Raw genomic sequence first — 18,690 nt, 5'->3', positions numbered from 1 at the left:
AACCCAACAAAGCTATACAAGAGTAGGGCTCAACACACTTCGGAGTAGTTCGGAGTAGTTAAGAGTAAAACAACAATGTACTTAATAACACGCTGTAAATACTCCTAATTTACTCACATGGCATTCCAGTCAAATCCTTGAAATAATAACACTCTCTATATCCTTCTTTTGATATAGTAATCACAAGAATTATTCGTATAAAAATCGCGCAGCAATGCTTCGATATTTAAGGCGGAACAATGGAAGAGTACAAGATTGAAGATATTAAAGACCTGAAAGAAGGTCAGTATTTTGATCGCAAAAGTGCTCGCATAAAACCTAAAGATATATTAAAACACGTCATTGCCTTTGCCAACGCAGACGGAGGCACATTAGCTATCGGCATCGATGATAATGGCGAATTATCTGGCACAAATTATACGGAAGCTCATTCTTTAGACGAATATGAACTAGCAATCCAACAAGATATCATTGGCCAGCCTTCAATCGATTACAGTAAGTTAGACTATGAATCCAAAGATGGCAAAAATGCATTATTCATCATTCATATTGATTGCTCAAAAAATAAACTTATTAAAAACCGAAGTGAAGAAGTTTATTTAAGAATTGGAGATAAAAGCGTCAAACAAAATTACTCTCAAATTAAGCAATTAGAGTATGCTAAAGGCGAAAGATTATTCGAGGATAATCTGATTCCAGATGCTAACCTGGCAGATCTTGATGAACAATTGTTGAATGAATATAAAAAACAACTTAATTGCGAGCATTTACCTAATCAGCAAGTATTAGAAGCTCGCGGATTTATGCATCAAGGTCAACTAACTGCCGCATCAATTCTAATGTTTGGCAAAAATCCAAGCTATTATTTCCCACAAGCTCGTCTGAGATTCTTGCGATATGAAGGAACACATCGTGAGACTGGCGCACGAATGAATATTGTTAAAGATCAAACCTTTGACGGACCGATTCCAACAATTATTCGCCAATCACAAACAGCTATACGAGCGCAATTGCGCGAATTTGAATATCTTGGAAACGATGGAAGATTCAAAGTCGTACCAGAATATCCAGAATTTGCTTGGTTTGAAGGAATTGTTAACGCCGTAGCACATCGCGATTATTCATTAAGAGGCGATTATATTCGCGTTAGCATGTTTGACGATCGATTCGAGATATTCAGCCCTGGCTCCTTGCCAGATATTGTGACATTAGAGAATATGCGACATACGCGCTACGCTAGGAATCCTCGTATTGCTCGCGCGCTAGTTAACTTCGGCTGGGTTCGAGAACTCAATGAAGGAATTAATAGAATTTATGAGGAAATGGCGGAATTTTATCTCAATGATCCTCAATACAGCCAGCAAAATCCTTACTCTTTATTGCTGACGTTAGAAAATAACTATGCTTCGCGTCAAATGCGCATGGACGATCATATAAATGAGTTAGAGGAAAAACTAAATAATGGCGAGTTCAATGAGAATGAGCGAAAGATTCTCGCATATTCATATAGCAATGATCGAATTACCGTAAAAACAGCTGCAAATCTTATTAATATGAGCGAAGCTACAGCGCGAAAATTATTACGTGGACTTGCTAATAAACACGCTCTACTGTGGCATGGAAATTCTAAACTTGATCCTAAGCAATATTATGCGCGCATAAAAGATTAGATCAAGCACAAAAAACAGTTAAGAGTAGTTAAGAGTAAAACACAGCAACAGAATACTCATTACACTCGCAGTCCAGAAAAAGGTGTACATATCAATAGGCATATATCATTCAGAATATGAAAGAAAGAAAGAAAAGTAAGAAGAGTAAGTAATGAACGCTGCAGCACGAGTACGATCGGGTTTGATTATATCCGTTTTATCGCTTAATGCCTTTCTTATAACAAGCTGTAGATTTGGCGTAAACCTATACCTTTTAATACATGTCGACTTATCTCACGCAGCGCTTAACGCAGTGTCCGTAGCACTTATGACCTGCATAGCAGCACCGCTTGGCGGCATTATCGCAGATAAATATCCACCAACTAGATTGTTTATAGCGCTAACGTTCTGCTTTGCCTTGTTGTGCACTGGATACGGTTTCGCTTTAGTAGCACAGCATAATCTTATTGCTATTACGGTTACACTACTCGGCATAATATTTGGGTTCTTTACTGCATTTTCTTCGCCTAATCAAAAAGTATTGATGGCGTATAGCGCACCGACTGGCGAAAAAACCAAATTTTTAGCAAGCATGCGCATGTGGATTAATCTCAGCAGGCTTGCTGCACCTGCGATTACTGGCATATTTGTTGATATATGTAATCCGCTCATTTTCTTTACGAGCATTGCTATTGTGATGATACTAGCGGCGCTACCTCTACTGTTAGTTAATCTAAACCAGCAAACACAAAATAGCGCAAACAATAAAACAGGAAGCAATAAAACTGCTGGTTTTGCAGCTTCTCTACACTATATGAAATCTACACCATGGTTAATAGTCTTAGGAGTAGTATCAGCATTACAATCAGGCTCATGGCTTGCTGCATTCAGACTAATGGGAGCACACCATTGTCTCACACTTTTTCATTCGGCATCCACATGGGGATCAATAGTCAGCATATTTAACATTGGTATGATTGTAGGTTCGCTATTATGCAAATATATTGTGCTACATTATGAGATTTTATACTCTATTTTATTACCTGGATTCCTTTCTATTCCTTTACTTATTTTCGCACTTAATAACTGGATTGCTCTTTTTCTTTGCTCTGCTTTCATTGCGGGTATTATTTTTGACGCAACCATCGTCTATGGGCAAACAGCTCTTCTCGACGGCATACCAACACACATTCTCGGCGCAACTACTACTTTTACTTCTATTATGGAGCAATGCGGCATTATCGTAGGGTATGCAAGCGTACTAGCATGGGGAAATCTAAATTCATCATTATTCATAATGATTGCTTCTGGCGTAATACTTGTTTCAACAGGTATAGCCTTATGGATTATTCAAACTCGTAAACAAACATACCCATCAATGCTTACCAAAGATTATTGGACACCATCAACATGGGTAAAAAGAAGCATATAACAAGCTATTTAGTGCGAAAGCACAATGAAGCTATAAAGCACACACGGCATTCTTCACTCAACTATCGTCAAGCCTCAACCATATTGCATTAAGTTACTAAGCTTTAAGAGAACTTATTCTCTGCGGAGTAACTCCCGTAAGCTCTGCAACATCACGAACAGTCAATCCCTGATTTCTTAGTATGCGAACTGTTTCACGCATAAGCATAGACGCTTCTTCTTGAGTTTTTATAGCTGCAGATTTTGCATCTAGCATATGTTGAAGCATAAGCTCATCTTGCTCACTAAGCTTCGGAGTTACTTTCACGCCATTGACTTTAACATTTAACGTTGCAGCAGCGTCTTTTACCATTGCTGCAACCTGATCAAGCCTACGTACTTGAGTAAATAATCCTGGTATTTCTGGCACTTCTATAGCCCACCAGCCATCGCATCTGCGAGCTATAGCGGTCACTATTTGCAAGCAAGTCATTGCATTATCATGCTCAGTAATACCAATTGTTTCTATCATGCTTGCAGATTCCTTTCAAAATATCTAATAATGCTTCTAGCAGTAAGTTCATTGATTTCATTATGCCTCGGAATAGTAGTAGCAAATTCACCAATGCAAACTTTGCTATGATTACCGTCCTCAGTCCAAGTTATTTGTTTATTAATACTTCTTGCAAGCTGATTAAGTCTTTTCTCCAACTCTTTTCGCTTCACACATATAAGTATATGCCTATTTATCAATTCAGTAAATAGGCATTGCATACAAAATCAGCACAATGAAACTATACAAATACAATTACATCACAGGACAATTAGTTTGCACATCCTGTTGGAATCCTGACGGATCTCCTAGTTTTGCTTTACGCATGTGCTCTTTGAAAAAGTTTCGCGTTGCATCATCACAACGATCTGGACCCATAAACGGCATGCTAGGCACTTTTTCAAGCTCATGCAAAGCTTTACTTGCCGCTTGTTCATCACTAGCATACGTGTCTAGCCATTGCCGTTCCCAAGCACACTGATAATAATTAGATGCTTGCGTATCACCATATCCACTCTGGAACTGGCTGTCTTTTTCTTCTCCAACCAAGTTTGCAGGAGCTTTATATTTTTCAGGCCAACTAAGCTTTGCAACGGACTCCTGATATTCCTTCTCTATATGAGCAAAATCAACAGTCTCTCTAGGTGAGCTATTTTGCGAGCGCGCATCACCAGCACCACTCGCATTATTGTTGCCTATTCCTCCACACGCATTAAACATAAGAAGCGCACTAAGCACACCAATAATAAGAGTTGCTTTACCAACAGTATGATTATTCATTATTCCTTCTTTCTTATTTTTTGAAAATTAACGCAATGCTAATGCTGGCTGTAAACGCGATGCTTTTATTGCCGGCACCACACTTCCAGCAAGCGCTGTAATAAAAGCCGCAATAACAGCTCCAATAGCAGCTTCATATGGGTAAACTGGCGGACTAACTGGGCTTGCTGCATCCCAAAAACTTGATGCTATAGACACAAGACCAAAAGAAACAGCGACAGCAGCAATCGAAACTATCAGCGCTAAAATAATCGCACTGCCTAACACGAGTGAAGCAATCGACCATTTAGTAGCACCCAAAGCTCTGCGTATAAGCAGTTCATGTGTGCGCTGCTCCAACGATGCTAAACCAATATTGATTAAACCTAACGCAGAAACAAAAAGCAATAATGCTGCTACGATAGCAAAACTTAATTGCAATACTGTTATCACATTCTCGTAATCATCACTATTATCATGTCTTCTAATTTCGTTTACTTGTCCACCACAACAGTCATAAAGAGCATCTGAAACATAAGATTTAATTGATTTTTGAGAACGATTTTCTTTATTCAACCAGTAGATTGAGCCTTGAGCTTCTTTTCCAGAATATTCCCAAAGAGTCGGAGCGTAACGTAATAATCCTAGAATATTCACATATACTTTTGCTGAGTCTACGCCATCGTTCACAACTCCAACAATCCTTATAGGACTTATTTGTGTTGTTTTGCGAGAAGTAATAAATGCTACTTCACCAATCTTGTATCTTTTGCTAGCAGATTGGTTTACTACCATTTCTAATGCGTTGCTTTTAGCGCTATTACTAAACCATCTTCCACTTACAATAGGTAAGTTATAAACTTTGTTGTATCCTGCAGTAGTGTAAACAGCGTCAACATATTGAAGATTGCTGGTCTTATATTCTTTGCTTATTTTTACACTCTCCGAGGCTGGCATAGGAGCGCTAAACAGTAGTCCAGCGTTTGGTTGTAACATAACGTTAGCGTTACGATTTGCGGATTCAATGCGATTTAAGAATTTGTTAAATACTGAATATTCGTCAAAATTTTGTGCTGAAAAAGTAATCTCGTATGTTGGTCTACGACCGTTTAGCTGTTCGTTAGTTGCAATAAGATAGTCCTTACCAACCGTGCCAATAAGCACTGACGCAATAACAGCAATGATGCCTATAAACATTGAAAAACCTGTGAGGAAGGATCTCATAGGAGACAGGCGCAAATCTTTAAGCAGCATAATCATAAAGAACACCGCCTTCCATAGTAAAAATGTGAGAGCAAGAACGAGCCACTTTCATATCATGAGTGACTAATAGTAATGTTGTTCCAGATTCTTGAACACGATCATGCAACACTTGAAGCACTTTTTCTCCCGTACTACTATCGAGCGCACCAGTTGGCTCATCGCAAATAAGTAATTCGGGATTAGTAACGAGAGCACGCGCTATCGCAACTCTCTGCTGTTCACCGCCTGATAGACTTCCAGGGTATTCGTTTAGTTTATCTTGCAATCCAACAGCACATAATGCTTCTTCTATCGTTTTTCTTCTTGTCTGCTTGCTTTGTTGTAGCCCTGCGTACAAAAGCGGCAACTCAACATTTTCTCTAATGCTTAAATGCTTAATAAGCGAATAGTTTTGGAAAACAAAACCAATATTTCTAGCGCGCATATGCGATACTGTAGTATCACTACACTTTTGGATTGACTTGCCAGAATAATAGTATTTTCCAGTAAAATTTTTATTCAAAAATCCAATAATAGAAATAAGACTTGTTTTGCCGGAACCAGACCTACCAACTACCGCGTATGTTTCACCTTGATTAAGTAACATAGAAGCAGAGTTAACAGTGGTAAGCCATTCGCCATTGCCTAGTTTTACACGCGCTGACACGTCTTGTAGTTCAACCAGTGGAACAGGATTGTTTCCCATAATCATTGCACTCCTGGAATGAGATCAGGAGAAACACCTGCTACAACATCACCCTCATGCAAGCCAGACGTAATTTCAATATTAGCGCCGTCACTGATTCCAAGACCAACTTCTTTACGCTCCCAATTATCGCCTTTCTTGTATGAGACTAAGCCTTTTTGGACTCTTCCAGCAATCGCACTAACAGGCAGTGTTAGAACCGATTGTTTATGCTTGCCATTAAAAACAAGCGTCGCATTTTGGCCTGATTCTACTTCTGTGCTTTTATCTATTAAACACGTTAAAACTTTTGACGATACACTAGGTGTACTTTGCGCGCTCGACTCATCTGTTTGAGTCGAATCAGCATTATCATTCTTGCTACTACCCGAGGCTGCAACATCGGTAGAAGTTCCACCGCTTTGTACTATTTGCAAACAATTGGTTGGTCCAACACCATCTTCAACTTGGAAGCGACCTTTAACATCTGTGATATCTGCAGAACGAAGTAAAGCTTTTGCATTAAGGCTTATTGAAAAACCTTCATATTTAAGAGTGAATAGTGGGAAAGATTTAGGCACGTCCGCAGATGATTCAGCTACTGACACAACTTTAGCGTCTACGGGAGCAATAATTTTGTTACCAGCATTGTAGCCTAGAACACTTCCAGCTTTTACAGCACTTCCTGCTTTTACCGATGGAGAAAAATTCCCTCTACTTACAGCAGTGATAACAAAGGTAGACGATTGTTCTATTGCTGCTTTACCCGACACAACTTGTGTTAAAGGCTGTTTTTTGACTGAAACAAGTGGAACTGAATCATGTGATGCCTGCTGTTGACTATTATCAACTGCTCTACCAGCGCATGCAGTAAGCAAACACGCTGGCAGAGCAGCTAACAAGAGTGCTTTCGTAAACTTACGCATAACACAAAGCTCCTTACTCACCAAACTCGTAAACGCATAGAATGCGTTGCAACGAGCCTCTCAAACTGATCCAAAATAAATAAAGGGCTCGGTAATGCTGCAATTAACGCTTTTATGATTACCACTTCATTTAGAATTTCAGCTTTTGGTTAATAGCTTATAATCGCCGTAAAGAGTTTGCATCACACTAAATGATGATTTTATTTATGATTATTGGAGCTTGCATAATACCAGAGAATGATTTATTTTGCATAGAGTTTATATGTTACTGAGCGATTGACTTGCTCAGAGGTCTAATATCACTCTATTAAATCACCGCTTAAGGCTATCCTCGTTAAGCAAAAAATCGAATAGGTCCATGGTGATTACTCCACGATTATCTCTTGTAGCATGCAATCCATTTTTCGTAACTACTATCTTTTTGAAAGAATTATCGATATAGTAAAGCGAGCGCTTTTCTTGCAATGATTTTTCTTCCGTCGTCATAGCGGGCGCAGATTGTATATAATATTTTTCACTTCCCAAAGTAGCGATAAAATCTATTTCCAAAGATTTTTGTGCATAAATATCATGGTTATTTTTATCTTTTCGACCAGTATTTTCAGCAATATTCATTTCGCCAATATCAACGTTATATCCGCGATATCTTAACTCGTTGTATATAACATTTTCCATAATATGCGACTCTTCAATTTGCCTAAAATTAAGTAAAGCGTTGCGTACACCAATGTCTTCAAAGTAAATTTTGAACAAGGAATCAATGTATTTTTTGCCCTTAATATTGTACTTTTGAGCTTTGCTTACAAGAAAAGCATCACTGTAGTAGTCTATAAAACGACTAACAGTTTCTGAAGCGATTTCTCCATATCCGTGGCTAATAAACGTGTTAGAAAGTTTCCTTGGGTTAACAGGAGCGCCTATTGACGAAGCTATTACTTGCAACATTTCAGAAAGAGCCTGCTCTTTTCGCACGCCGTTTCGCTGAACTACATCTTTCAAATAAGTTTCTTTAACAAGATTTTCAAGGTATTTTATTTGTTCCTCAACATTTTGCATTTTAGCTACAAGCGGTATTCCGCCAGTAACAATGTAATCTGCCCAAGATTCTGAAACTGTTTTGTTAGAACTTTCCACGTATTCGGCAAAAGTAAGAGGTTGAACGTGAACTTCTGTGCTCCTCCCCTTAAATTCAGTAACAATGTCTGATGAAAGAAAACGGGAGTTAGATCCAGTAACATATATGTCTAAATTTGCGTGTCTTAAGTAACTGTTAAGTGTGCCAACAAAATTGTCAAGCAATTGCACTTCGTCGAGGAAAATGTAAAACTTGTCACTATCATTTATTTGCGATGCAATGTAGCGACGGAACACTTTAGCATTTATAGCGTAGCCAAGTTTTTTATCTGCGATTTTTACTGGCTCGCCATTTGCGAATGGCTCAAGACGATCAATATCTTCGTCTGAATCAAAAGCAAACCGAATGATATTATTCTGCAAAACACCTTGAGAAATAAGAGAATTATAGAACAGCTCGTTAAGAATGAACGATTTTCCCGCGCGGCGCACACCAGTAATGATTTTAACCAGTCCATTCCAACTAAGCTGGTTAAGTTTCTTTATGTACCTTTGACGATTGAAAATCATTCGCATTCCCTTTCCACCCACTTCTATCTTCAATTTAGCAAAGTACTTTGGGTTTTACAAGATAGAATTAGCGAAAATAGGGCATATTCGGCAATTCTATCTGATATTTTCCAAAGTACTTTGGATTTTGCAAGATAGGTTGGTTTGTGCGAAGTTACTTTTCTTGCGCAAGTTCGATTGGCGGATGCTCCGCGCGGAAAGCATTTACGTGCGCTTCAGACGCATACCCTAACGCAAAACCAGTAATCAGCGCATACTCCGGCGGAATATCGAATACTTCGTCAAGCGGTGAACGCCACGTGGCAAGAACGCCAAGTGGGCATGAATCTACGCCGTGCTCTTTGGCAGCCAACAGTAACGTTTGCAGCATAATTCCAGCATCCAGCGCAGAAAACGGCAGAAAATCACGACGCACAAGCACAAATCCCATAACTGGCGCACCGAACGCCTGGAAGTTGCGCAAAGTGTGAGCATTCCGAGCAGGAAAATCTTTGCGATCAATATTTAAATGTTTATACAACGCCAATCCTAAAAGAGCGCTGCGTTCTTTAAGCGATTGCGGATACGGAGCCATTACAGGAAAATCTCCATCCGGCTGACTCATTTTCTGCGCTATCAGGCGTTCTTCTTCGCTAAGGGTAGCGTCTTTAGTGCGAAACATTGCTTTGCATTTTTGCGTATATGCATCAATTAACTGCTGTTTACGTTCCCCTTGAGCAATAGCGAGCATGTAGCCACGAGTGTTGGACCAGCTCGGCGATTGTGCAGCTGTTTGCAAAATAGTTTCAAGGATTTTAGAATCAACTGGTTTATTTAGAAAATCACGTGCAGAAAATCGCGACTTTGCGAGTGCTTCAAAAGTTTGTGTAGTCATGCTTTTAGTATATCGCACCAAATACGCACGCAGTACTTTTCAGAGTTTATAGTCGTTTCGGCAGATTTTGACCACATTTGCCGTAAGTTTTTCCTCGTGTTTGGAGGGTTAACCCTCACTCTACACTCCATTTGCGCGCGACGCTATGCTTGAGCGCTTATTCCCCACGGCATAGCCGTTCGGCTGATTTGCGAATCGACGACTTCGAGCTGCATAATGCGCGAGAAGTCACTTCGATTCGCTGAGCTTGCTCAAAATTGAAAGCACGGTGTGCTTTCAACGCAAGCGAGGTCTGCTTTCGTCTCGATTGACGAAGGCAGGGCAGGCTCGTGTGGTAGTTCATTGGGAATTTGGTTGTGTTTTGTGTGCGCTGACGACGTGCTTTCGCGTTGCGATTTAAAGCGCGAGTGGTACTGCTTATTTGTTACTGGCGCAGATTACATACTGCGCGAGTAACGCTAAATAGCAATTATTCGTTATTAATGCAGAATACGTACTGCACCAGTAACATATGACCGTTACTTTCTTAAAATACTTGACTGAGTTTTAACAATGTTTGAGTGATTACCGTTACTAACTCAGTACATTGACTGAGTTTTTAACAGTACTGAGACCCTGTTTTATACCCGCAGAATATGGGTTAATTCCCGAATAACAATAGTATGGGGAATAATAAAAAAGCGGGGAACAATCAAGTTCCCCGCTAGAAGAATAATGCGGCAGCGTGCTAGTCTCCCACACCCTATCGAGTGCAGTACCCTCGCCGTGTCAGGCCTTAGCTTCCGGGTTCGGAATGGGACCGGGCGTCTCACCTGAGCCATGACCACCGCAAAACTAGATTATACACTCACAAACCGTGAGTGGCAACACGTGGCGGTTAGGGAACCGGACATGAACGCGAATAAAAACTCTTTTACCAACCGATCGTTAAGCAAAACATTCAGTACTCATTAACGCTAGAAGAAAAATACTCACAAGAACCCACCCTCCCCACTAGTAAAAGTGAGGAAGAATGTCACCATCGCCCGTTAGTACTAGTCAGCTCCACCCCTTACAGGGCTTCCACGTCTAGCCTATCAACCACGTGTTCTACATGGGGGCTCACACACTCAAGTGCAAGGAATGCTTATCTTGGAGCAGGCTTCCCGCTTAGATGCTTTCAGCGGTTATCCCTTCCGAACGTAGCTAACCGGCAGCGCCACTGGCGTGACGACCGGCATACCAGAGGTTCGTCCACCCAGGTCCTCTCGTACTATGGGCAGGTCTCCTCAACATTCCAACGAGCGCAGAGGATAGAGACCAAACTGTCTCACGACGTTCTGAACCCAGCTCGCGTGCCGCTTTAATCGGCGAACAGCCGAACCCTTGGGACCTGCTCCAGCCCCAGGATGCGACGAGCCGACATCGAGGTGCCAAACCATCCCGTCGATATGGACTCTTGGGAATGATCAGCCTGTTATCCCCGGGGTACCTTTTATCCGTTGAGCGATGCCACGTCCGTACGCCGGCACCGGATCACTATCTCCGACTTTCGTCCCTGCTCGACCCGTCAGTCTCACAGTCAAGCCCGCTTGTGCGATTACACTCAACACCCGATTGCCAACCGGGCTGAGCGGACCATTGAGCGCCTCCGTTACTCTTTAGGAGGCAACCGCCCCAGTTAAACTACCCGCCAGGCACTGTCCCTAACACGGATAACGTGTCGAGGTTAGACGCCAGATATGGAAAGAGCGGTATTTCACCTGTCGACTCCACGCAAGCTAGCGCCCACGCTTCACAGCCTCCCGCCTATGCTACACGATCCACACCTAACGACAATACCAAGGTATAGTAAAGGTCCCGGGGTCTTTTCGTCCTTCTGCGCTTAACGAGCATCTTTACTCGTACTGCAATTTCGCCGGGCTCCTGGCCGAGACAGTGGGGAAGTCGTTACGCCATTCGTGCAGGTCGGAACTTACCCGACAAGGAATTTCGCTACCTTAGGATGGTTATAGTTACCACCGCCGTTTACCGGGGCTTAAATTCACCGCTTCACCCAAGGGCTAACGGATCCTCTTAACCTTCCGGCACCGGGCAGGCGTCAGAGCGTATACAGCGGCTTACGCCTTCGCACGCTCCTGTGTTTTTGGTAAACAGTCGCTACCCCCTAGCTTGTGCCACCCCCAACAGCTCAACAGCGTAAAACCATATCACCATCAAGGGTCTCCCTTATGCCGAAGGCACGGGAGTAATTTGCCGAGTTCCTTGGCCAGGATTCGCCCGATCGCTTCGGTATACTCTACCAGACCACCAGTGTCGGTTTAGGGTACGAGCGGAATCACACCTCACGTTGAAGCTTTTCTCGGCAAGCAGGATCACCGGAATCAGCCTTACAGCCTACCCATCACGCCTCAGCTTAAACATCCCCCGGATTTACCTAGAGGACAGCCCACACGCTTAGCCACGGAAAACCACCTCCGCAGCCGGCTACCTACCCGCGTCACTCCCACGCTAACCTACTACCGATACAGTCCCAACACAAACCAGCCAACAACCCCGAAAGGAAATCAACCAGCAAATGAAGGTTAGTACTCTCAGATTCAGTTCGAACGGTGTAACACCGGTACGGGAATATCAACCCGTTCATCCATTCGACTACGCCTGTCGGCCTCGCCTTAGGACTCGACTCACCCGGGGACGACGAACGTGGCCCCGGAACCCTTAGTCATTCAGCGGACAGGATTCACACCTGTCTCTCGCTACTCATGTCTGCATTCTCACTCCTGTAAAGTCCACGACAAGTTCACACTGCCGCTTCACCCCATACAGGACGCTCTCCTACCCCACATGAACAAAATTCATGCAGCCGCGTCTTCGGTGGCGTGCTTAAGCCCCGCTACATTGTCGGCGCGGAACCACTAGACCAGTGAGCTGTTACGCACTCTTTCAAGGATGGCTGCTTCTGAGCCAACCTCCTGGCTGTCTATGCGACTCCACATCCTTTCCCACTTAGCACGCGCTTCGGGACCTTAGACGACGATCAGGGCTGTTTCCCTTTTGACGACGGAGCTTATCCCCCGCCGACTCACTGCCGTGATAAACCTAACAGGTATTCGGAGTTTGGCTGCTATTGGTACCCGGTATGGGCCCGCAAGCATCCAGTAGCTCTACCCCCTGTAAGCAATAACACGACGCTGCACCTAAATGCATTTCGGAGAGAACCAGCTATCACGGAATTTGATTGGCCTTTCACCCCTAACCCCAAGTCATCCCCCCAGTTTTCAACCTAGGTGGGTTCGGTCCTCCACACGGTCTTACCCGCGCTTCAACCTGCTCAGGGCTAGATCATCCCGCTTCGGGTCCAGGACATGCGACTCAAACGCCTTTTAAAACTCGCTTTCGCTACGGCTCCCCCACCCGGGTTAGCCTCGCCACATACCACTGACTCGCAGACTCATTTTTCGATAGGCACGCCGTCACCCCACAAAGAAGGCTCCGACGGATTGTAAGCGCACGGTTTCAGGAACTATTTCACTCCCCTCCCGGGGTGCTTTTCACCTTTCCCTCACGGTACTAGTACACTATCGGTCAGACAGGAATACTTAGGCTTACCCAACGGTCTGGGCAGATTCACGCGGGATTCCACGAGTCCCGCGCTACTTGGGAATAAACATAAAGAGACATCGCACGACAAGCTACGGGGCCATCACCCTCTACGGCTGGGAATTCAATCCCATTCACCTAGCACGACATTTTATCACTCTCCTCAACCCCGTCAGAGGCTGAACAGTCCATCCCACGACCCCGAATGCGCAACACCTGACGGCTATCACACGCACCCGGTTTAGCCTGATCCGCTTTCGCTCGCCACTACTCACGGAGTATCCTTTCCTGCAGGTACTGAGATGTTTCACTTCCCTGCGTACCCCCCACAAAACTGTGGTGACCACTCATAACAGTGGCCGGGTCTCCCCATTCGGAAATCCTCGGATCAAAGCCCACTCGGCAGCTCCCCGAGGCATATCGCAGCCCGTCACGTCCTTCATCGGTCCTGTCTACCAAGGCATCCACCATACGCCCTTACCAGTGACAAACACTAAAGTAAGAACCCATCAGCAAAATTCTCTAGACAAAAAATCATCACACTAAACGATCACAAAACGATCAAGCGACTCCAACAAAAGGAGCCGGTTGAAATTGATAAAAGCAAAAAAATCGAAACCAAAAAAGTCTCGCATTTTACTCGCGTCCACTATCCAGTTCTCAAACCACCACAACACCACAAAACCAGCATCAACACTCAAAAGCATCAACCTGAAATCCCGCGGGTCAAGGACCGCAACCCCCAAAAAACAGGAGGGGTGGCAATCCGGGAACCCAAAAGCATGCCCAACAAACTCATCTAAAACATTAACTATTGTTTTCCACACCAGTAACCACACTCAACCGAGCGTGCACAAAAACTCCGTAGAAAGGAGGTGATCCAGCCGCACCTTCCGGTACGGCTACCTTGTTACGACTTAGTCCCAATCACGAGCCTCACCTTAGACAGCTCCATCCCAAAAGGGTTAGGCCACCGGCTTCGGGTGCTGCCCACTTTCATGACTTGACGGGCGGTGTGTACAAGGCCCGGGAACGCATTCACCGCGACGTTGCTGATTCGCGATTACTAGCGACTCCGCCTTCACGTAGTCGAGTTGCAGACTACGATCCGAACTGAGACCGGTTTTAAGGGATCCGCTCCATGTCACCATGTCGCATCCCGTTGTACCGGCCATTGTAGCATGCGTGAAGCCCTGGACGTAAGGGGCATGATGATCTGACGTCATCCCCACCTTCCTCCGAGTTAACCCCGGCGGTCCCCCGTGAGTTCCCGGCATAACCCGCTGGCAACACAGGGCGAGGGTTGCGCTCGTTGCGGGACTTAACCCAACATCTCACGACACGAGCTGACGACGACCATGCACCACCTGTGAACCTGCCCCGAAGGGAAACCACATCTCTGCAGTCGACAGGCACATGTCAAGCCCAGGTAAGGTTCTTCGCGTTGCATCGAATTAATCCGCATGCTCCGCCGCTTGTGCGGGCCCCCGTCAATTTCTTTGAGTTTTAGCCTTGCGGCCGTACTCCCCAGGCGGGACGCTTAACGCGTTAGCTCCGACACGGAACCCGTGGAATGGGCCCCACATCCAGCGTCCACCGTTTACGGCGTGGACTACCAGGGTATCTAATCCTGTTCGCTCCCCACGCTTTCGCTTCTCAGCGTCAGTAACAGCCCAGAGACCTGCCTTCGCCATTGGTGTTCTTCCCGATATCTACACATTCCACCGTTACACCGGGAATTCCAGTCTCCCCTACTGCACTCTAGCCCGCCCGTACCCGGCGCAAACCCACCGTTAAGCGATGGGCTTTCACACCAGACGCGACGAACCGCCTACAAGCTCTTTACGCCCAATAATTCCGGATAACGCTTGCGCCCTACGTATTACCGCGGCTGCTGGCACGTAGTTAGCCGGCGCTTATTCGAAAGGTACACTCACCCGAAAGCTTGCTCCCAATCAAAAGCGGTTTACAACCCGAAGGCCTTCATCCCGCACGCGGCGTCGCTGCGTCAGGGTTCCCCCCATTGCGCAATATTCCCCACTGCTGCCTCCCGTAGGAGTCTGGGCCGTATCTCAGTCCCAATGTGGCCGTCCGCCCTCTCAGGCCGGCTACCCGTCGAAGCCTAGGTGGGCCATTACCCCGCCTACAAGCTGATAGGACGCGACCCCATCCCATGCCACTAAACACTTTCCCAACAAGACATGCGTCAAGTTGGAGCATCCAGCATTACCACCCGTTTCCAAGAGCTATTCTGGAGCATGGGGCAGGTTGGTCACGCATTACTCACCCGTTCGCCACTCTCACCAGTCAGCAAGCTGACCAGATCCCGTTCGACTTGCATGTGTTAAGCACGCCGCCAGCGTTCATCCTGAGCCAGAATCGAACCCTCCACGAAAAACTTCAATGAAGAGCCAACATAAGGCTCCAATATAAAAAGAAAAAGACGAGACATTCTTTAAGGAAAGAACATCCCAACAAAAACCTCACCACCATTTAACCATCTCTCAGGCACCCTGCAACATGCAAGGCAGGCAATGAACTGGCAATAATTAACTAATAAGTAGTACAGACACGCTCTTGAGTTCTCAAACCACCACCACACCAGCCGGCTCATCAACCTCAACCGAGGAGAACCAGCCGCGCTGAGCAGCAAGAGATAAACTTACACCAACCCACGCTAAAACGCAAACCCAACAAAAACAAACACGCCAAAACCCTTGAAAACACTAGCATCCACCGGCGTGTCGAAAACAACAAAAAAACACTCAAAAACCAACCCAAAACCAAAAACCATAACCAAAAACAACAAAAAATAACCAAAAAACAACCCCAAAACCACCAAACCCGGGCGTGTCGCACCACCACACCCCCAACAAAACAACAACAAAAACACAATCAACACAAAATCAACGCGAAAAAGACACAATAAAAGCAGAAAAAGATGAAATATACGATTAGATACACACAAAATGTATGAGCGCGATATGGAATAAGAAATACATGTATAAATAGATACTTATTAAATAAACTCTTATAAAGAATACAAAGCACATAAAAACACAAAAGTATAAAACGCATAAAGAAAAAGAAAAATAAGATATTAACAGACATTAATAAAACGAAGGAGCAGAGGAATGGGCAACAAGCAATCGAACAGCAAAGCACACCACATTGTTGTGCTCACAGGCGCAGGAATCTCCACAAGCGCAGGCATTCCTGATTTTCGCGGACCGGACGGCGTTTGGACTAAACACCCGGAGCAGATGAGCGTCTACGATATAGACGCATTTTTAGGCAGTAAAGAGGAACGCATTTACTCTTGGCGATGGCAAAAAGAGTCGCCCGTTTGGAATGCACAGCCGGGAACAGCTCACAAGGCACTTGTAAAACTCGAGCAGGCAGGCATGCTCGACCTTATAGCCACACAAAATTTTGATGCGCTTCACGAAAAAGCTGGCAATAACCCAGACATCATAGTGAATTTGCACGGAAGCATTGGAACATCGCACTGCATGAGCTGCCACGCGAGCTATAAAACTGCCGATATTATGCGCGACTTAGACGAGCATCCAGATCCGCATTGTAGACGCGCTCTACCGTACCGCAGCAATATGCCTTGCAACGGTCTTATAAAAACAGACGTTGTATATTTTGGAGAAGCGCTTCCGGAAGGCACTATGGAACGCAGTGCGCAAGCAATTGTTAAAGCGGACGAGCTATGGGTTATTGGTTCCACGCTAGAAGTATTTCCAGCTGCCAGCCTCGTGCCGTTAGCTGCGCGCGCTGGAGTGCCGATTACGATAATGAACTTGGGTGCTACGCAATACGACTATTTGGCAGAGCGTATTATTCGCGAAGATATTGCGAAAGCTCTGCCAAAATTAGTAGACGAAACTATTGCAAAGTGATTATTGCGAAACAATTATCACAAATTAATTATTGCAAAGTAACAGCGATACCCTCCCAAGGCGCAAGCGTACCGTTTTTAAGCGATGTAAGCGCGTGATTTACGTCGTAGGTTGTAACTATTACGTCACGCCCTGCAAAAGCGTTAGAGGTGCGATCTTGCAGCATTTTCGCACTCTCTGTAGGAATAGGGACGGTCGAGTCGGTCATATTAACCATTACGAGCATGCGTTCTGTAGATTCTGCGGAATTTTCAGCAGATTCCGCAGCAGATTTAGCAGCAGATTCCGCAGCAGTCTCTGCAGAGCCATCCTGCTTTTCACAATCAGATGTAAGTTCGCGCACAAACACATACACGCACTCATCATCCGCATCAACCAAATCCCAAGAACCAGCAGAAACAATCGGCTCCGAATGGCGTAAAGCAATCAAATACTTGTAAAAAGCGTAAACAGAATCCGAATCTTCCATCTGCTCAGCCGCATTAATATCCACATAATTAGGATTCACACTAATCCACGGTTCTGCGTTATTTTTCGATGCGACATTAAAAGGCATAAATCCCGCATATTTAGAAGCATTCCACTGCATTGGAGTTCGAGAATTGTCGCGGCCGCGCCTTGCGAGCGCATCCATCATCGACTCAGCCGACTGAATATGCGCTTCTTCTACGCGCTGCTTAAACATGTTTAACGCTTCCAAGTCACGATACTGCTCAAGACGCGTAAAGTGCGCGTTAGTCATGCCTATTTCCTCGCCTTGGTACACGTAAGGCGTGCCGCGATGCATGTGAAGAAGCATGGCAATCGCTTTAGCGGAACGAACTCGCATCTCGTCGCTAGACTCACTTCCCCAGCGAGAAAGCGCGCGCGGCTGATCGTGATTATTAAAGAACAAGCTCGCCCAACCAGCATCCGATACTGCTTGCTGTTGCTCAGCCATCACGCGCTTTAGTGCCGTCAACTTAAGCGGCACAGGATTCCACTTAGTACCGTTTTCGCAATCAATATCTACGTGATTAAACAGGAAGAGCATGTCGAGCTCGCTGTGAGCAGGGTCAGTAATATACGTGTTGCGATGCGCTGAAATTCCCGGAGCTTCGCCAACAGTAAGATAGCCTTCTCGCCCTTCAAAAACTTTTGCACGCATCTCACGCAAGAATTCGTCTAAACGAGGACCATCCGAGCAGAACGGGAACGGCGAAGAATAGCCGTCGGCACCAGCCGGCAAATCTTCAATTTGGCAGCCAACTTCCCCAGGCAAACGACCTTCAGAATCAACATGCTTGGAAATTTGCGTAATCACATCCATACGGAAGCCGTCAATTCCGCGATCCATCCACCAATTCATCATCTTGTACACGGCAGCGCGAACCGCGGGATTTTCCCAATTCAAATCTGGCTGTTTTGGCGAATACTGATGAAGGAAGTATTCTCCGCGCTTTGGATCGTACGTCCACG

At 44.9% G+C, this 18,690-nt stretch carries 12 protein-coding genes and 3 rRNA genes; 3 read left to right on the top strand and 12 right to left on the bottom strand.

Annotated elements, in window-relative coordinates; all coding sequences use genetic code 11:
- Positions 1-239: 239 nt before the first annotated feature.
- Together HMPREF3208_RS05775 and HMPREF3208_RS05770 are read left to right on the top strand one after the other, a co-directional pair.
- Complete coding sequence (locus HMPREF3208_RS05775) at positions 240-1,670, top strand: ATP-binding protein (protein WP_064347689.1); 1,431 nt, start codon at positions 240-242, stop codon at positions 1,668-1,670.
- Between the two features lie 151 nt (positions 1,671-1,821).
- The gene (locus tag HMPREF3208_RS05770) at positions 1,822-3,081 is read left to right on the top strand and encodes an MFS transporter (protein WP_064347687.1); all 1,260 of its coding nucleotides are present in this window, start codon (positions 1,822-1,824) and stop codon (positions 3,079-3,081) included.
- Positions 3,082-3,177: 96 nt separating this feature from the next.
- Here the strand turns inward: HMPREF3208_RS05770 and HMPREF3208_RS05765 are convergent, their stop codons facing one another.
- The 11 genes from HMPREF3208_RS05765 to HMPREF3208_RS06930 all read right to left on the bottom strand — a co-directional run bounded on the left by HMPREF3208_RS05765 (position 3,178) and on the right by HMPREF3208_RS06930 (position 16,226).
- Positions 3,178-3,591 carry a transcriptional regulator gene (locus tag HMPREF3208_RS05765; RefSeq protein WP_064347684.1) on the bottom strand — a complete coding sequence of 138 codons (414 nt, stop codon included), beginning with the start codon at positions 3,589-3,591 and terminating at the stop codon, positions 3,178-3,180.
- Between the two features lie 276 nt (positions 3,592-3,867).
- Complete coding sequence (locus HMPREF3208_RS05755) at positions 3,868-4,392, bottom strand: hypothetical protein (protein ID WP_064347680.1); 525 nt, start codon at positions 4,390-4,392, stop codon at positions 3,868-3,870.
- A 27-nt stretch (positions 4,393-4,419) separates the two neighbouring features.
- Positions 4,420-5,631: an ABC transporter permease gene (locus HMPREF3208_RS05750; protein ID WP_064347678.1), complete on the bottom strand. Its 1,212-nt coding sequence runs from the start codon at positions 5,629-5,631 to the stop codon at positions 4,420-4,422.
- The gene (locus HMPREF3208_RS05745) at positions 5,615-6,325 is read right to left on the bottom strand and encodes an ABC transporter ATP-binding protein (RefSeq protein ID WP_064347677.1); all 711 of its coding nucleotides are present in this window, start codon (positions 6,323-6,325) and stop codon (positions 5,615-5,617) included. Before HMPREF3208_RS05745 ends, HMPREF3208_RS05750 begins: the two co-directional genes overlap by 17 nt.
- Positions 6,322-7,224 carry an efflux RND transporter periplasmic adaptor subunit gene (locus tag HMPREF3208_RS05740; protein WP_064347674.1) on the bottom strand — a complete coding sequence of 301 codons (903 nt, stop codon included), beginning with the start codon at positions 7,222-7,224 and terminating at the stop codon, positions 6,322-6,324. Before HMPREF3208_RS05740 ends, HMPREF3208_RS05745 begins: the two co-directional genes overlap by 4 nt.
- Before the next feature lie 312 nt (positions 7,225-7,536).
- Positions 7,537-8,874, bottom strand: coding sequence for an ATP-binding protein (locus HMPREF3208_RS05735; RefSeq protein WP_064347736.1), 1,338 nt, complete (start codon positions 8,872-8,874; stop codon positions 7,537-7,539).
- A 148-nt stretch (positions 8,875-9,022) separates the two neighbouring features.
- Positions 9,023-9,742 carry a nitroreductase family protein gene (locus tag HMPREF3208_RS05730; RefSeq protein ID WP_064347672.1) on the bottom strand — a complete coding sequence of 240 codons (720 nt, stop codon included), beginning with the start codon at positions 9,740-9,742 and terminating at the stop codon, positions 9,023-9,025.
- A 714-nt stretch (positions 9,743-10,456) separates the two neighbouring features.
- Positions 10,457-10,573 (bottom strand): 5S ribosomal RNA (gene rrf / locus HMPREF3208_RS05720).
- A gap of 178 nt (positions 10,574-10,751) precedes the next feature.
- Positions 10,752-13,815, bottom strand: a 23S ribosomal RNA gene (locus tag HMPREF3208_RS05715).
- Positions 13,816-14,192: 377 nt separating this feature from the next.
- Positions 14,193-15,719 (bottom strand): 16S ribosomal RNA (locus HMPREF3208_RS05705).
- Together the 16S, 23S and 5S rRNA genes form the textbook arrangement of a ribosomal RNA operon.
- 282 nt (positions 15,720-16,001) lie before the next feature.
- Entirely contained in the window at positions 16,002-16,226 is a 225-nt protein-coding gene (locus HMPREF3208_RS06930) for a hypothetical protein (RefSeq protein WP_064347664.1), read from the bottom strand.
- Positions 16,227-16,458: 232 nt separating this feature from the next.
- Between HMPREF3208_RS06930 and HMPREF3208_RS05695 the strand changes: the two genes are divergently transcribed.
- Complete coding sequence (locus HMPREF3208_RS05695) at positions 16,459-17,232, top strand: SIR2 family NAD-dependent protein deacylase (protein WP_064347662.1); 774 nt, start codon at positions 16,459-16,461, stop codon at positions 17,230-17,232.
- Positions 17,233-17,260: 28 nt separating this feature from the next.
- Here HMPREF3208_RS05695 and HMPREF3208_RS05690 read toward each other — a convergent pair.
- Positions 17,261-18,690 (bottom strand): alpha-amylase family glycosyl hydrolase (locus tag HMPREF3208_RS05690; RefSeq protein WP_064347659.1); only part of this gene is annotated, 1,430 nt, incomplete at its 5' end.

This window comes from Gardnerella vaginalis (assembly GCF_001546485.1).
Lineage (GTDB): Bacteria > Actinomycetota > Actinomycetes > Actinomycetales > Bifidobacteriaceae > Bifidobacterium > Bifidobacterium vaginale_D.
Note: the sequence above shows the minus strand (reverse complement) of the source record. Positions and strands in the feature narration are given on the sequence as shown.

Bases quoted from the DNA above. Each gene is read 5' to 3' on its own strand.
- HMPREF3208_RS05775 (WP_064347689.1), top strand. From the start codon at position 240: ATGGAAGAGTACAAGATTGAAGATATTAAAGACCTGAAAGAAGGTCAG.
- HMPREF3208_RS05770 (WP_064347687.1), top strand. From the start codon at position 1,822: ATGAACGCTGCAGCACGAGTACGATCGGGTTTGATTATATCCGTTTTA.
- HMPREF3208_RS05765 (WP_064347684.1), bottom strand. From the start codon at position 3,591: ATGATAGAAACAATTGGTATTACTGAGCATGATAATGCAATGACTTGC.
- HMPREF3208_RS05755 (WP_064347680.1), bottom strand. From the start codon at position 4,392: ATGAATAATCATACTGTTGGTAAAGCAACTCTTATTATTGGTGTGCTT.
- HMPREF3208_RS05750 (WP_064347678.1), bottom strand. From the start codon at position 5,631: ATGATTATGCTGCTTAAAGATTTGCGCCTGTCTCCTATGAGATCCTTC.
- HMPREF3208_RS05745 (WP_064347677.1), bottom strand. From the start codon at position 6,325: ATGATTATGGGAAACAATCCTGTTCCACTGGTTGAACTACAAGACGTG.
- HMPREF3208_RS05740 (WP_064347674.1), bottom strand. From the start codon at position 7,224: ATGCGTAAGTTTACGAAAGCACTCTTGTTAGCTGCTCTGCCAGCGTGT.
- HMPREF3208_RS05735 (WP_064347736.1), bottom strand. From the start codon at position 8,874: ATGCGAATGATTTTCAATCGTCAAAGGTACATAAAGAAACTTAACCAG.
- HMPREF3208_RS05730 (WP_064347672.1), bottom strand. From the start codon at position 9,742: ATGACTACACAAACTTTTGAAGCACTCGCAAAGTCGCGATTTTCTGCA.
- HMPREF3208_RS05695 (WP_064347662.1), top strand. From the start codon at position 16,459: ATGGGCAACAAGCAATCGAACAGCAAAGCACACCACATTGTTGTGCTC.